Origin of the sequence: Ramlibacter sp. 2FC, from assembly GCF_005503345.1 — a bacterium.
Classification (GTDB): Bacteria; Pseudomonadota; Gammaproteobacteria; order Burkholderiales; family Burkholderiaceae_C; genus SCMQ01.
In genome coordinates, this window is the sequence record NZ_SCMM01000001.1 from 232,291 (window position 1) to 246,478 (window position 14,188).

General features: G+C 66.4%; 14 protein-coding genes. 13 read left to right on the top strand and 1 reads right to left on the bottom strand.

Features of this window, described 5'->3' with window-relative positions; all coding sequences use genetic code 11:
- The first annotated feature begins 67 nt into the window (after positions 1-67).
- The 13 genes from FFS10_RS01145 (at position 68) to FFS10_RS01205 (ending at position 13,315) form a co-directional block, all read left to right on the top strand.
- Positions 68-865: a helix-turn-helix domain-containing protein gene (locus tag FFS10_RS01145; protein ID WP_249931113.1), complete on the top strand. Its 798-nt coding sequence runs from the start codon at positions 68-70 to the stop codon at positions 863-865.
- A complete protein-coding gene (locus tag FFS10_RS01150; RefSeq protein ID WP_137890585.1) occupies positions 859-1,668 on the top strand; it encodes an SDR family oxidoreductase in 810 nt (269 codons plus the stop codon). The genes FFS10_RS01145 and FFS10_RS01150 overlap by 7 nt, the downstream gene beginning before the upstream one ends.
- Positions 1,668-2,528, top strand: a complete 861-nt coding sequence (locus tag FFS10_RS01155) for a crotonase/enoyl-CoA hydratase family protein (RefSeq protein WP_249931114.1) — start codon at positions 1,668-1,670, stop codon at positions 2,526-2,528. The genes FFS10_RS01150 and FFS10_RS01155 overlap by 1 nt, the downstream gene beginning before the upstream one ends.
- A gap of 128 nt (positions 2,529-2,656) precedes the next feature.
- Positions 2,657-3,532: a branched-chain amino acid ABC transporter permease gene (locus FFS10_RS01160; protein ID WP_137890651.1), complete on the top strand. Its 876-nt coding sequence runs from the start codon at positions 2,657-2,659 to the stop codon at positions 3,530-3,532.
- A 3-nt stretch (positions 3,533-3,535) separates the two neighbouring features.
- A complete protein-coding gene (locus FFS10_RS01165; protein WP_137890587.1) occupies positions 3,536-4,612 on the top strand; it encodes a branched-chain amino acid ABC transporter permease in 1,077 nt (358 codons plus the stop codon).
- Positions 4,609-5,463 (top strand): ABC transporter ATP-binding protein, encoded by an 855-nt coding sequence (locus FFS10_RS01170; protein WP_137890589.1) that lies wholly within the window; start codon positions 4,609-4,611, stop codon positions 5,461-5,463. The genes FFS10_RS01165 and FFS10_RS01170 overlap by 4 nt, the downstream gene beginning before the upstream one ends.
- Entirely contained in the window at positions 5,460-6,233 is a 774-nt protein-coding gene (locus FFS10_RS01175; protein WP_137890591.1) for an ABC transporter ATP-binding protein, read from the top strand. Before FFS10_RS01170 ends, FFS10_RS01175 begins: the two co-directional genes overlap by 4 nt.
- A gap of 16 nt (positions 6,234-6,249) precedes the next feature.
- Positions 6,250-8,112 (top strand): AMP-dependent synthetase/ligase, encoded by a 1,863-nt coding sequence (locus FFS10_RS01180; protein WP_137890592.1) that lies wholly within the window; start codon positions 6,250-6,252, stop codon positions 8,110-8,112.
- A gap of 37 nt (positions 8,113-8,149) precedes the next feature.
- Positions 8,150-9,322 carry an ABC transporter substrate-binding protein gene (locus tag FFS10_RS01185; protein WP_137890594.1) on the top strand — a complete coding sequence of 391 codons (1,173 nt, stop codon included), beginning with the start codon at positions 8,150-8,152 and terminating at the stop codon, positions 9,320-9,322.
- A gap of 196 nt (positions 9,323-9,518) precedes the next feature.
- The gene (locus FFS10_RS01190; RefSeq protein WP_249931115.1) at positions 9,519-10,292 is read left to right on the top strand and encodes an AraC family transcriptional regulator; all 774 of its coding nucleotides are present in this window, start codon (positions 9,519-9,521) and stop codon (positions 10,290-10,292) included.
- Between the two features lie 47 nt (positions 10,293-10,339).
- Positions 10,340-11,035: a carbonate dehydratase gene (can, locus tag FFS10_RS01195; RefSeq protein ID WP_137890596.1), complete on the top strand. Its 696-nt coding sequence runs from the start codon at positions 10,340-10,342 to the stop codon at positions 11,033-11,035.
- A gap of 13 nt (positions 11,036-11,048) precedes the next feature.
- Complete coding sequence (gene bioB / locus FFS10_RS01200) at positions 11,049-12,083, top strand: biotin synthase BioB (RefSeq protein ID WP_137890598.1); 1,035 nt, start codon at positions 11,049-11,051, stop codon at positions 12,081-12,083.
- Positions 12,080-13,315, top strand: a complete 1,236-nt coding sequence (locus FFS10_RS01205) for a cytochrome P450 (RefSeq protein WP_137890600.1) — start codon at positions 12,080-12,082, stop codon at positions 13,313-13,315. Before bioB ends, FFS10_RS01205 begins: the two co-directional genes overlap by 4 nt.
- 3 nt (positions 13,316-13,318) lie before the next feature.
- Here FFS10_RS01205 and FFS10_RS23810 read toward each other — a convergent pair whose 3' ends face one another.
- On the bottom strand, positions 13,319-13,864 hold the full coding sequence (locus FFS10_RS23810; protein ID WP_137890602.1) for an aminotransferase class IV: 546 nt from the start codon (positions 13,862-13,864) through the stop codon (positions 13,319-13,321).
- Between the last annotated feature and the right edge of the window lie 324 nt (positions 13,865-14,188).

Genomic DNA, 14,188 nt, shown 5'->3' on the forward strand with positions numbered 1-14,188 from the left:
GCTGACACAAGACCTGAGCGTTTCGCGCGGCTACCTTGCTCACACGCGACACAAGGAGACTGGGACCATGCAAGCGGAACAGGCAAGGAGATCCGATCGGCTCATGTGGCTGAGCGCCGACCGGGTGCTGTACGCAGGCCTGCTCGGGAAGACCTCGTCGCGCACGCTGGGCGGGTGGGCCATGTATGTGTCGCTGGACGAGCCGCACAGCGTCAGCATCGACGGCGGCCCCTGGGAATGCGGCGAGCTGATCGTGGTCCCTCCTTTCGTACCCCATCGCCTCTTGGCCGGCAGCCGACTGGTCTGCAATGTGACCGTGGAGGCCGAGTCGGTCGATACGGCGGCGTTGCCCGCCTTCTTGACGGCGCGCGCAGGGGTGGTCGAGGCGCCATTGGCGGCTCGGCGCGTGCGCGAGATCTATGCCCATCTGCTTCAGGCCGGTCGCGACGTCGACCTCGCCGCGCTCGACTTCGACCAGGCGCTGTTTGGACAGGCACTGGTGCCGCGCAGCATCGATCCTCGCATCGCGGCCGTGCTGGCGCAGATCAAGCGCGATCCTGCCGGCCAGCTCACGGCGGAGGAAGCGGCCGCCTCGGTTGACTTGTCGTTCTCGCGCTTCCTGCACCTGTTCAAGCAGGAAACAGGGAGCTCGTTCCGCGCCCTGCGCACCTGGAAGCGCGCGCGCAGCCTGCTTCAGTACGTGACGCGGCAATCCAGCCTGACCGACGTTGCCCTGGACGCGGGCTATCCCGACTCCACCCATTTCAGCCACTCGATTCGCCAGTTCTACGGGCTCAAGCCGCGTGACATCTTCGCTGGCTCGCGCCGTCTGGCCCTCTACAACTACCAGGAGCGTTTGTGTTAGTCGATATCGATTTCAAAGACCGCCATGTGTTCGTGTTCGGCGGCACCACCGGCATCAACCTCGGCATTGCCGATGCCTTTGCGCGGCGTGGCGCGCGCATCACAGTCGCCAGCCGCAAGGCCGAGAACGTCGAGGCGGCGCAGGTCCGGCTTGGCGCCCATGGCGGTGAGGTGTTCGGTGTTTGCGCCGATGTGCGCGACTTCGACGCCGTGGGGCGGGCTTTCGCGGCATCGGTCGAGCGCTTCGGCCCCATCGACGTGCTGGTGTCCGGCGCGGCCGGCAACTTTCTGTGTGAAGCCAAGGACATGTCGGCCAACGGCTTCAAGGTGGTGGTCGACATCGACCTGATCGGCAGCTTCCACGTGATGCGACAGGCCTATGCGCACCTGCGCCGGCCGGGCGCGGCGGTGATCAACATCACGGCGCCCCAGTCTTACATTCCGATGCGCTACCAGGCCCATGCCTGCGCGGCCAAGGCCGGCGTCGATCAGCTCACGCGCGTGCTCGCGCTGGAGTGGGGAGGCGAGGGCATCCGCATCAACTCCATTTCACCGGGGCCGATCGAAGGCACCGAGGGCGCGAAGCGCCTGATGGCGCCGACCGAGGCGGACCAAGTCCGGGCAGCTGCCAGGGTGCCGCTGCAGCGCTTCGGCGTTCCGGAGGACATCGCGAACCTGGCGCTGTTCCTGGCTTCGCCCTACGCGAGCTACATCTCGGGCGCCCTGATCCCCTGTGATGGCGGAGGCGCGCTCGAAAGCGTGAAGTCCACGCTCGAGCTGGCCGGTCAGGCGGGGGCCTCCTGATGAGCGATCTGATGAACGGGGGAGCCGGAACGAATGCACCTCCCGTTCCTGCGTTCGAGACTCTCAGGCTTTCGCTCGAGGCCGGTGTTGCCCGCATCGAGCTCAGTCGCCCGCACAAGGCCAATGCCATCAATGCTGTCATGTGGCGTGAGCTGCGCGAGGCGATGCAGTGGCTGGACACCACGACGCCAGCGCGGGTGGGCATCTTGTGTGCGGCCGGAGCGCATTTCTCGGCGGGCATCGCCCTTGCCATGCTGTCCGGACTGAAGGCTGCGAACGCAGATGCCTGCGACGCGCGGGCGCGAGAGAAAACGCGGCGGTCTATCCTGGATCTGCAGGACACCGTCAGCTCGATAGAGCGTTGCCGAAAACCCCTCATTGCCGAGGTGCATGCGGCCTGCGTGGGCGGCGGCGTCGACATCATCACGGCCTGCGACCTGCGTTACTGCAGCGCCGAGGCTTGGTTCTCGGTCAAGGAAATCGACGTGGGCTTGGTCGCCGACCTCGGCACCCTGCAGCGGCTGCCCAGGCTGATCGGCGAGGGGATGGCGCGCGAGCTTGCCTACACGGCGCGGCGCGTCGGCGGCGAGGAGGCGGCGCAGATGCGGCTGGTCAATCGCTGCTATGCGTCGCGTGAAGCGCTGGCTGCCGGCGTGGCCGAGCTGGCCCGCACGCTTGCCACCAAATCGCCGCTGTGCCTGCGCGGCACCAAGGAGATGATCAGCTACGTGCGCGACCGCCCTGTGGCCGAAAGCCTGAACTACGTTGCCACCTGGAACGCGGCCATGCTCTATTCCGACGATCTGGCCGAGGCGGCACTGGCCGCCAGGGCATCGCGCGCACCGGCATTCAGGGACTGAACAGCCCATCCTGTGCGCGAACTCTGACGGCCAGCGCCAGCTACTTTGCGCAAGACAGCAGCCTGCGTCGTCCCTAACCTATCGGCACACAGAGCGGCTGTTTGGCCCACGACAATGAGGAGACTGGTTTGGATGTTTTGCAAATCCTGATCGGCGGTGCGGCGCAGGGTTGTATCTACGGCCTGATCGCGCTCGGCTTCGTCCTGATCTACAAGGCAACCGAGACCGTCAGCTTTGCCCAAGGCGAGCTGATGATGCTGGGCGCCTTTGCCGGGCTCGTGCTGATGACGGTGCTCGGCTTTCCGTTCTGGCTGGCGGTAGTGGCGGCCATTGCCGCGATGGGCCTGCTGGGCATGGGCCTGGAGCGCCTGGCCATCCGCCCGGTGCTGGGTCAGCCGGCTTTTTCGATCGTGATGCTGACCATCGGCATCGGCTATATCGCCCGTGGCGCGATCACCATGATTCCGGCCGTCGGCACCGAGACGCACACGCTGCCGGTGCCCTACGCCGTGGGCGCCATACAAGTGGGCGGCCTCGTGCTGGGGCTGGCGCAATTGATGGTGATCGGCGTGACTGCCGTGCTCTGCGTGCTGCTGTACCTCATGTTCCGCTTCAGCCGCATCGGCATCGCGATGCAGGCCGCATCGCAGAACCAGCTGGCCGCCTATTACATGGGCATCCCGGTGCAGCGCCTGAACGGCCTGGTCTGGGGGCTCGCCGCGGCAGTGGCCGCCGTCGCGGGCCTGCTGCTCGCGCCCATCACCTTCGTGCACGCCAACATGGGCTTCATCGGCTTGAAAGCGTTTCCGGCGGCGGTGGTGGGGGGCTTTGGCAGCCTGCCCGGGGCCATCGTCGGCGGCGTCCTGGTTGGCGCCGTGGAGGCGTTGGCGGGCTTCTACCTGCCCGAAGGTTTCAAGGATGTCGCGGCGTATGTCGTCGTGCTCGTCATGTTGATGCTCAAGCCGAACGGTCTGTTCGGCGAAAAACTGCACAAGAAGGTCTAAGCCGTGCGATACGTCTTCAAAACGGACTATGGCCAGGACATCGACCTGGCCAAACACGGCGGCCACCGCTTCTGGTACGGGCTGCTGCTTTCGGTTCTCCTGCTTGCCCCGTGGTGGCTGGGTGACTACGGTCTCGCCCAGCTGAGCTTCATCCTGATCTATGCGATTGCGGGGCTGGGGCTGATGCTGCTGGCCGGCTTTACCGGACAGATCTCCATCGGCCACGCCGCTTTCCTGGGCGTGGGCGCCTACACGCAGGCGGTGCTGACGGCGCAGGGCTGGCCGCTGCCTGCGTCGATGGCCGTGGCTGCGGCGCTGTCGGCCGCGGTCGGCGTGCTCGTCGGCTTGCCGGCGCTGCGCATCAAGGGCGTGTACCTGGGCATCGCGACGCTGGCCTTTGGCTTCATCGTCGAGGAGGTTCTTGCGCGCTGGGAATCGGTCACCGGCGGTAACGCCGGCATGTCGGTGGGAAGCGCCAATGCGTTCGGCTGGAAGGCCGACACCGACATGTCGTTCTACTTTGTCTGCCTGGCCTGTACCGTGTTGGCCACCCTGGGCGTGCTCAACCTCTTGCGTTCGCCGATCGGCCGAGCCTTCGTTGCGATCCGCGACTCGGAGATCTCGGCGCAGAGCATGGGAATTCGCCTGGCTTACTACAAGACGTTGGCCTTTGCCCTGTCGGCGGCGCTGGCCGGCGTGGCCGGCGCCCTGTATGCGCACAAGATCCGCTTCCTGTCGCCCGACCAGTTCGGCATCGCGCAGTCGGTGGACCTGCTGCTGCTGGTGGTGATCGGCGGGCTCGGTTCCGTGCATGGGGCCTTCCTCGGCGCCGTGTTCCTGATCGCGATGCCGCAACTCATCGCCGCAGGCAAGGATCTGCTGCCTGCGGCGGTGGGGCAGGCGCCCGGCCTGCAGGCCATGGTGTACGGTCTGGTGCTGGTCGCGTTCGTGCTGCTGGAGCCGATGGGCCTGTACGGCCGCTGGCTCAAGCTGCGCACCTGGTTCGAGCTGTTCCCGTTCTACCGGCGCGGGATGTTCAAGCGTCAGCGTTCCTTCCAGAAATCGGAGCGGCTCAAGTGACCAAGCACACGACCTGCCTCAACAATGCGCTGCTCGCCGCGCGCGACCTGCAGGTCCGCTTTGGCGGCGTTCTGGCCGTCAACGGCGTGAGCTTCGACGTGCAGCGCGGCGAGGTGTTTACCTTGATCGGCCCCAACGGTGCCGGCAAGACGACGGTGTTCAACCTGATCAGCCGCATTTACGCGCCCACGGGGGGAAGCCTTGTCTTCGACGGCCAAGCGCTCGACCGTGTGGCGCCGCATGCGGTGGCCGGGATGGGCATCGCGCGCACCTTCCAGAACATCGAGTTGTTCGAGCACGCCACCGTGCTGCAGAACCTGCTGATCGGGCGCCACGTACACAGCAGCGGAGGCTTCTGGAGCCAGCTGATGTTCCTGCCTTCCGTGCGCAGCGCCGAACGCGAGACGCGGCGCAAGGTGGAGGAGGTGATCGAGTTCCTCGACCTGCAGCATTACCGCGACTCGGTGGTGGCCGGACTTCCCTACGGGGTACGCAAGGTGGTGGAGCTGGCGCGCGCGCTAGCCACCGAACCTAGGCTGCTGTTGCTGGACGAGCCCTCATCGGGACTCAACGTCGAGGAGACGGCCGACATGGCCTTCTGGATCGAGGACATCAAGAGCGATCTGGGCATCACCGTGCTGATGGTCGAGCACGACATGAGCCTGGTGTCCAAGGTGTCCGACCGTGTCCTGGCGATGAGCCAGGGCCAGGTGCTGGCACTGGGCACACCCGCCGAGGTGCAGTCGAACCCGGCCGTGATCGAGGCCTACCTGGGAACGGCTGACGATGCAGCGTCGCTGCGCCGACCGGCCGCGCCTGTTGCACAGGTTCCGATGAAGGAGGTCGCATGAGCGCCGATATCCTCAAGCTCTCCAACGTCGAGAGCGCCTATGGACCGGTCAAGGCCATCCGCGGGGTCAGCCTGACGGTGCGCAAGGGCGAGGTCGTCACGGTGCTCGGCTCCAACGGCGCCGGCAAGACGACCATCCTGAAGACGGTCTCCGGGATCCTCGCACCGCGCAAAGGCGGCATCGAGTTCAACGGCCACGACATCGTCGCCAAGGACCCCGCCCATATCGTGCAGCTTGGACTGAGCCATGCGCCTGAGGGGCGCGAGGTGTTTCCCCTGCTCTCGGTGAGGGACAACCTGCTCATGGGAGGCTACACGCGGCGCGATCGCGATGGCGTCGCGCGAGACATGGAAACGGTGTTCGGGTATTTCCCGGTCTTGCGCGAACGTGCGCACCAAAGCGCAGGCCTCCTGTCGGGCGGCCAGCAGCAGATGTTGGCCATCTCGCGCGCGCTCATGGCTGCGCCCGAACTGATCCTGCTGGACGAGCCCAGTCTGGGGCTCTCGCCCAAGCTGACCAAGGAAATTTTCGAGATCGTGGTGCGCATCAACCGCGAACGCGGCACCACCATCCTCGTGGTCGAGCAAAACGCCAACATGGCGCTCAACGCCGCCGACCGCGGCTATGTGTTGGAGAACGGACGCATCGTGATGGAAGACAGCTGTGAGCGCTTGCGCGAGAAGGACGACATCAAGGAGTTCTACCTCGGCATGAAGGAATCCGGCGCGCGCGGCGAGCGGCGCTGGAAGAAGAAAAAAACCTGGCGCTGACGGAAGGAGACTACAGATGCTCAATTTCTCGGGATCGGCAAGGCCTCAGATGCGTACCGATGGCGCCGTGGCTGGAGAGACGCTGTCCGAACTGTTCTGGAACGCGGTCGCGGCACGCGGCGACACCGTGTTCATGCGGCAGAAGGAGCTGGGCGTCTGGCGCAGCTGGACTTGGCGCGCCACGGCGCAGGCGGTGCGCGAGACGGCGATGGGGCTGGCCGCGATCGGCTTGGAACCTGGTGAATGCGTGTCCATCCTGTCGAACACGGTGGTCGAATGGGTGATCGCCGACCTGGCCGTCCTCAGCGCCGGCGGGGTGGCCAACGGGATCTACCCCACCGACGCGGCGAGCCAAGTGCAGTACCTGTGCGAGGACTCGCGCACCAGGGTGCTGTTTGTCGAAGACGAGGAGCAGCTCGACAAGGCGCTCGAGGCGCGCGCGTCGTTGCCGTTGTTGCGACGCATCGTCGTGTTCGACACCAAGGGCCTGCGGCAGTTCAGCGACCCCATGGTGCTGAGCCTGGCCGAACTGCGCGAGCAGGGGGTGGCGCACGACCTGGCCCATCCGGGCGAGTTCGACCGCAGGCGCGGCTGCCGCGCGCCCGGCGACTTGGCCATCCTGGTCTACACTTCGGGCACCACCGGAAAGCCCAAGGGCGCGATGCACAGCCATGCGGGCCTGCTGCACTCTCTGCGCGGCCTGCAGGAGTGCTTTCCGCACAGCGGGCGCGACCAGCGCATGTGCTTCCTCCCTTTGTGCCACGTCGCCGAGCGCGTGTTCGGCGAGTACCTGGGCGTCTACACGGGCGCGGTGCTCAACTTCGTCGAGAACCCCGACACCGTGCCCGAGAACGTGCGCGAGATCGCACCGACGGTATTCATGGCAGTGCCGCGCGTGTGGGAGAAGTTCTACTCGGCCGTGACCATGGCCGTGTCGGAGGCCGGGCGCGTGCAGCAGCTCGCCTACCGATGGGCGATAGGCGTCGGGCGCGACGTTGCCGACCGCGTGCTGGCGGGGCAGGGAGTGGGCGCGGTCCTGAAGGCGCGGTTTGCGCTGGCGCGCTGGCTGGTGCTTGGCAACGTGCGCAAGCTGATCGGCGTGCACCGCGCTCGCTTCGTGGTTACAGGCGCTGCGCCGATTTCTCCCGACCTCGTGCGCTGGTACCTGGCGCTGGGCATCCCGATGCTGGAGCTGTGGGGCCAGACGGAGTCGGGCGGCGCGTCGACTGCCATGCCGCTTGGTCGTATCAAGCCCGGCTCGATCGGCCCTGCTTGTCCGCACAACGAGGTGAAGCTCGATCCCGCCACTGGCGAGCTGCTGATTCGCGGCCCCAACGTGTTCATGGGCTACCTCAACCAGCCCGAGAAGACAGCCGAGACGATAGACGCGCAGGGTTGGCTTCACACCGGCGATGTCGGCACGGTGGACGCGGACGGCTACTTCCGCATCACGGACCGCATGAAGGACATCATCATCACGGCCGGAGGCAAGAACATCACTCCCAGCGAGATCGAGAACGAGCTGAAGTTCTCGCCCTATATCACCGACGCGGTGGTGATCGGCGACAAACGCCCTTACCTGACCGTGCTCGTGATGATCGACCAGGACAACGTCGAGAAGTTCGCCCAGGACAACGACGTTCCCTTCTCCAACTACGCCAGCCTGACGCGGGCCAAGGAAGTGCAGGACCTGATCCAGCGCGAGATCGACAAGGTCAACGCCAAGTTCGCGCGCGTCGAGCAGGTCAAGGCTTTCCGCCTGCTCGACACCCAGCTCGGCGCCGAGGACGAGGAACTGACGCCGACCATGAAGCTCAAGCGCAGCCTGGTTCAAAAGAAGTACGCCGCGTTGATCGACGGCATGTACACCGGCCGGTGACGACCGACCGAATCCCACCTTACCGAAGGAGACAAAGATGAAACGCAACATCCTCACCACGTTGTCGATCGCCCTGTCGCTCGCCGCGACCGGCACGACCTGGGCGCAGAGCCAGGGCGTCAGCAGGGACCGCATCGTCATCGGAACGATACAGGACCTGTCCGGTCCGATCGCCGCCTATGGCAAGCAGGCGCGACAGGGCATGCAACTGCGCATCGATGAATCGAACGAGCAGGGCGGCGTTCACGGCCGCAAGATCACGCTGCTGGTGGAGGACTCGGCCTATGACCCCAAGCGCGCCGTCCTCGCGGCGCAGAAACTGGTGAATCAGGACAAGATCTTCGCGATGCTGGGCCACCTGGGAAGCGCCCACAACATGGCGGCGATGCCGGTGCAGTTCGAGAGGAACGTTCCCAACGTCCTGCCGATGAACGCGGCGCGCGAGATGTACGAGCCGCACCACCGGCTCAAGTACGCGTTCTTCGCGCCATACTTCGACCAGGTCCGCGCCGTGCTGCCGCGCATGGCCAAGGAGAAGAGCCTGACGAAAATCTGCACCCTCTATCAGGACGACGAGTTCGGCCTGGAGGTCATGCGCGGCGCCGAGGCGGCAGTGAAGCAGATGAACCTCGTGCTTGTCGAGAAGACCAGCTTCAAGCGTGGGGCGACCGACTTCTCGTCCCAGGTCGCGCGCATGAAGTCGGCAGGCTGCGAATTGGTGGTGCTCGGCACCATCATCCGCGAGACCGTGGGCGCCATCAGCGAGGCGCGCAAGATCGGTTTCAACCCGGTTTTCCTGGGCACCTCTGCGGCCTACACCGAGTTGATCCCCAAGCTTGGCGGAAAGGTCATGGACGGCATGTACACCACGATGACGACACAGCTGCCTTACCCCGACGACACCTCGCCCGAGGTGGGCTTCTGGGCCAAGAAGTACAAGACCCGCTACGGCGACGACCCCTCCATGTTCTCCGCTTATGGCTATGTCATCGCCGACATCCTGATCAAGGGCTTGGCGAAGGCCGGCCCGAACCTGAATACCGAAAGCTTCGTGAAGGCCATGGACGGCCTGGCGATTCCTCCCGATATCTTCGGTACGCCCGAGATGAGCTTCTCCGCCACCAAGCGGCTCGGCAGCAACGCGTCCCGGCTGTCGCAGCTGCAGGACGGACGCTGGCAGATCGTCTCCAAGTACGTGAGGCCCGATTGAGGGCGAAACCGTCCGGCCGGTACTGCACACGGCCGGATGCGGGCAGCGGAAGGGTCTTGAACGGGCGATCGCAAGCTGGCCCCCTGGGCCGTTGCGACGCGCCGGGAAAGCGAGTTCATCCTGGCAGCCCGGTTTGCTGAAGGAGGCCTGACCATACCGGGCCCTGGGCTGGGACCGCAAGGATAGAATAGCCGGCATGGAAGCCGGGCGCGTCATGTGGATCGATCCGGACCGCGTGCTCTACGCTGGGCTGCTGGGCACACCTTCGCTGCGCTCGCTCGGGGCCTATGTGATCTACGTCGGGCTTGAGGCGCCGATCGATCTGTCGATCGCCGATCGCGAATGGCAGTGTTCACTCGTGGCGGTGGTGCCGCCTTATGTCCCGCACCGTGTGCGCTGCGAGGCGCGCGGCGTCGGCGTGATCCTGATCGAGCCCGAGACGGTCGAGGAAGCGCGTTTACCGCAATGGCTGCGCGGCCGCGGCGGCATTGACGAGCGGGCGTTTGTCGAACGCGTGCGCGCCGCCTGTGCGCGCCTGCGCATTGCCGGCGACGACGAAGCCGCGCTGGCCGATTTCGACACAACCGTGCTCGGCGAACGCCTGCCACCCCGCAAGGTGGATGCGCGCATCCGGGCCGTTCTCGATGCGATCAAGCGCGACCCCTGCGCCCGCAACACGGGTGAAGCGTTCGCTGCCGATACCCACCTGTCGCTGTCGCGTTTCGTGCACCTTTTCAAGGCCGAGGTGGGCGTGCCGTTCAGGCGTTTTCGCTCGTGGCGGCGTGCGCGCCACCTGTTGCACCGCGCGACCAGCGACGCACCCCTGGTGGAGATCGCGCTCGACGCCGGCTACCCAGATTCGACGCATTTCAGTCACTCGATCCGCCTAGCCTTTGGATTGACTCCCAAGGCCATCCTGGCAGGTTCGCGCAAGCTCGCCGTGCGTGGCCGGCACAGCGGCGCAGGCTAACCAGTCGACGCAAGACATGTGATGGCCCCGTGGGCAATATCGTGCCCATGGATGAGCTCGATCTGCTGTTCCGCAACAACCGTGCATGGTCGCGGCGCATGCGCGAGCAGGACGCGGGTTTCTTCCGCCGCCTTGCCGACCAGCAGTCACCGCGCTACCTGTGGATAGGCTGTGCTGACAGCCGCGTGCCGGCCAATGAAATTATCGGACTGCAGCCGGGCGAGGTGTTCGTGCATCGCAACGTTGCCAATCTGGTGATGCACAACGACCTGAACTGCCTGTCGGTCATCCAGTACGCGGTGGATGTGCTGAAGGTGGCGCACATCATGATCGTCGGGCATTATGGTTGCGGCGGCATTCAGGCCGTGCTCGAAGGCCGAATGCTCGGCTTGGTGGACAGCTGGCTGCACCAGGTCGAAGACCTGCGCTACATCCATGCAAGGCGCCTTGATGCCTTACCGGCGGGGCGGCAGCGGGCCGACAGGCTGTGCGAGATCAATGTCGTTGAGCAGGTCGGTCAGGTGGCTCGCCTGCCGAGTGTGCGCGAGGCTTGGCGGCGTGGCCAGCGGCTTTGCGTTCATGGCTTGATCTACGGTGTGCACGACGGGCTGCTGCGCAACCTCGGTGCCACTGTCTCGGCGCCGCTGGACCTCACAGTTTGGCGCAAGGCGGCGTTGCGCGCACTCTGGCAACGCCCGGTGGAGCGAGATTCACCAGCGCCATTGTTGCCGCCTGAACCCTGAGGAAGGACCTGGAATGACCACCGTTTCCACCATCGACGTCTCGAACCTGCGCCCGCGCACCCTGCCCAGCGCCCCGGCCGCCCAGCGCTGGAGCGTCGACCAGGTCGAAGCCCTGTTCGCCCTGCCCTTCATGGACCTGCTGCACCGCGCCCAGCAGGTGCACCGCGAACATTTCGACCCCAACGAGGTCCAGCTCTCGACCCTGCTGTCGATCAAGACCGGCGGCTGCAGCGAGGATTGCGGCTATTGCCCCCAGTCGGCCCACCACGAGGGCAGCGTCGAGGCCAGCAAGCTGATGGCGCTCCATGAAGTGCTGCAGGCGGCCAAGGCCGCCCAGGACCAGGGCGCCACGCGCTTTTGCATGGGCGCGGCCTGGCGCAGCCCGAAGGAGCGCGACATGGAGAAGGTGACCGAGATGGTGCGCGAGGTGCGCGCCCTGGGCCTGGAGACCTGCATGACCCTGGGCATGCTCGAAGCCGAGCAGGCCCAGGCCCTAAAGGACGCGGGCCTGGACTACTACAACCACAACCTGGACAGCGCGCCCGAGTTCTACGGCAAGATCATCAGCACGCGGACCTACCAGGACCGGCTGGACACCCTGTCCAACGTGCGCCAGGCCGGCATCAACGTCTGCTGCGGCGGCATCGTCGGCATGGGCGAGAGCCGCCTGGAGCGCGCCGGCCTGATCGCCCAGCTGGCCAACCTGGACCCCTACCCCGAGTCGGTGCCGATCAACAACCTGGTGGCCGTGCCGGGCACGCCGCTGGCCGACCAGGCGCCGCTCGACCCCTTCGAATTCGTGCGCACCATTGCGGTGGCGCGCATCACCATGCCGACCACCATGGTGCGGCTGTCGGCCGGGCGCGAGCAGATGGACGAGGCCCTGCAGGCCCTGTGCTTTGCCGCCGGCGCCAACTCGATCTTCTACGGCGACCGGCTGCTCACCACCAGCAACCCGCAGGCCGAGCGCGACCGCGCGCTGATGACCCGCCTGGGCCTGCGCGCCCAGGGCGAGCGCCCGGCCGCCAAGGACGAGCAGGCCGCATGAGCGCAGTGCTGAGCCGCCCGCAGGCGCTGGACGGCCCTTTGGTGGACGCGGCCTTCCTGGCCGACCCCTACCCGGCCTGGCGCGCGCTGCGCGAGGCCGGCCCCATCCACTGGAGCGAGGAATTCTTCGGCGGCGCCTGGTTGCTCACGCGCCATGCCGACGTGGAAGCCGTGCTGCGCGATGCGCGCTTTTCCGCGCAGCGCACCGGCGGCTGGGTGAACCAGGCGGCGGCCGAGCGCGGCGAGCTGGCGGGTTTTCAGAAGCTGTTCGCGCGCGCCCTGCTGTTCCTGGACGCGCCGGACCATGGGCGCCTGCGCGCCCTGCTGCAGCCGGCCTTCCGGCCCGAGGCGCTGGCGCGGCTCAAGCCCGAGATCGCGCGCATCGCCGACGAGCTGATCGACGGACTGGACGATGCCGATGAATTCGACTTCATCACCCAGGTGGCGCGTCCGCTGCCGGTGCGCGTGATCTCGACCATCCTGGGCATCCAGGGCGCGGACCGCGCCGAGGTCATGGCCTGGTCGGACGACCTGGCGGCCTTCATAGGCGCGCCCGAGCCCACGCATGAACAGGCGCGCCGCGCCCAGGCCAGCCTGCTGGCGATGACGCGCTACTTTCACGAGCAGCTGGCGGCCAAGCGCCAGGCACCGGGCGACGACCTGCTGAGCAGCCTGCTGCGGGCAAGCGAGCGCGGCGAGATCCGCGACGAGGCCGAGCTGCTGGCCCAATGCGCGATGCTGCTGTTCGCCGGCCACGAGACCACGCGCAACCTGCTGGGCAACGGCCTGCAGGCGCTGCTGAGCCAGCCCGGGCAGTGGGCGCTGCTGCAGCAGGACCCGGCGCTGGTGCCGGGCGCGGTGCGCGAGCTGCTGCGCTACGACAGCCCGGTGCAGTACACGGGAAGGCGCGTGACCACCGACCTGATGCTGCACGGCCAGCGGCTGCGCCGCGGCGATCTGGTGCTGGCGCTGATAGGCGCGGCCAACCGCGACCCGGCGCGCCACGAGCGGCCCGAAGAACTCGACATCACGCGGGCCGACCCGGGCGCGCTGTCCTTCGGCTCGGGCGTTCATGTCTGCCTGGGCGCGGCGCTGACGCGGCTGGAGGCCGAAGTCGTGTTCGGGCGCCTGCTGGCGCGCGGGCCGCACTGGCAGCTGGCCAGCGAGCAGCCGCAGTGGTGCGCCAACCCCGCCTACCGCGGCCTCGCGGCGCTGCCGCTGCGGCGCGCCTGAACTTCAGACCAGTTCGGCGTCGAGCCAGCCGCGCAGGCTGTTGAAGAAAGCCAGGCCGCTGGCGCGCCGCAGGTCCTCGACGCGGACAACAGCCTCGGCGATGCGGCCCTCGCGCAGCCAGCGCTGGCGGCCCAAGCCGTCGAGCAAGCCAGCCTCCAGCGCCAGCGTGAGCCAGCGCCCGTCTATGCACAGGGCGATGTTGCCGCGCGTGCATTCGGTGAGCTCGCCGCGCCGGTTCCAGAGCAGGGCGTCAAGGGGGAATAGCGTCTGCGTACCCAACCAGTGCGGGTGAGGTTCTTCGCCGGGCGGAAGCCTAGGGTCTGCAGGGAACACGTGAGCGTTGAGGAGCGTCACCGGGTGGTCTGAGAAGATGAACTTTGTTGGGCTCTGCGACGCGTTGACTATCTTGAGCGTGCTTTCGGCCGACACGATGCAGTGCATCCGTCGCAGCTGCTGCATCAGCATCAACACGGATAGCTGGTCGCGAGCTTTGCCAATTTGGCTTACGAAGCGGAGCCCCTTGGCGGGCCGCAAGCGCAGTGCGTCCATGAACTCACTGGGGCACGTAGTGGTTTTTGTGGCTGTGCTGCGGTTGGGTCATAGCGCCATCTTGGCTTTGCGCGCCTGCCACTGGGCGGCTGCTAGGGCCTGTTCACACTATTTTTGCATCTCGTAAAAATAGTGTGAACAGGCCCTAGTCCAGTTGATACGAACGGCAGCTTACCGGCGAGGCGCTACGCCAGGCGATGAAGGACCGCTCATGGCCGTTATGTCGAGCTCTCCATAACGGCCATTATGAGAAGGCCCCAGTTATGAGAAGTTGGGAGTTGGCGAGCGCGCAGACTGCCTCGTACACAGGCCGTCCGACGCGCT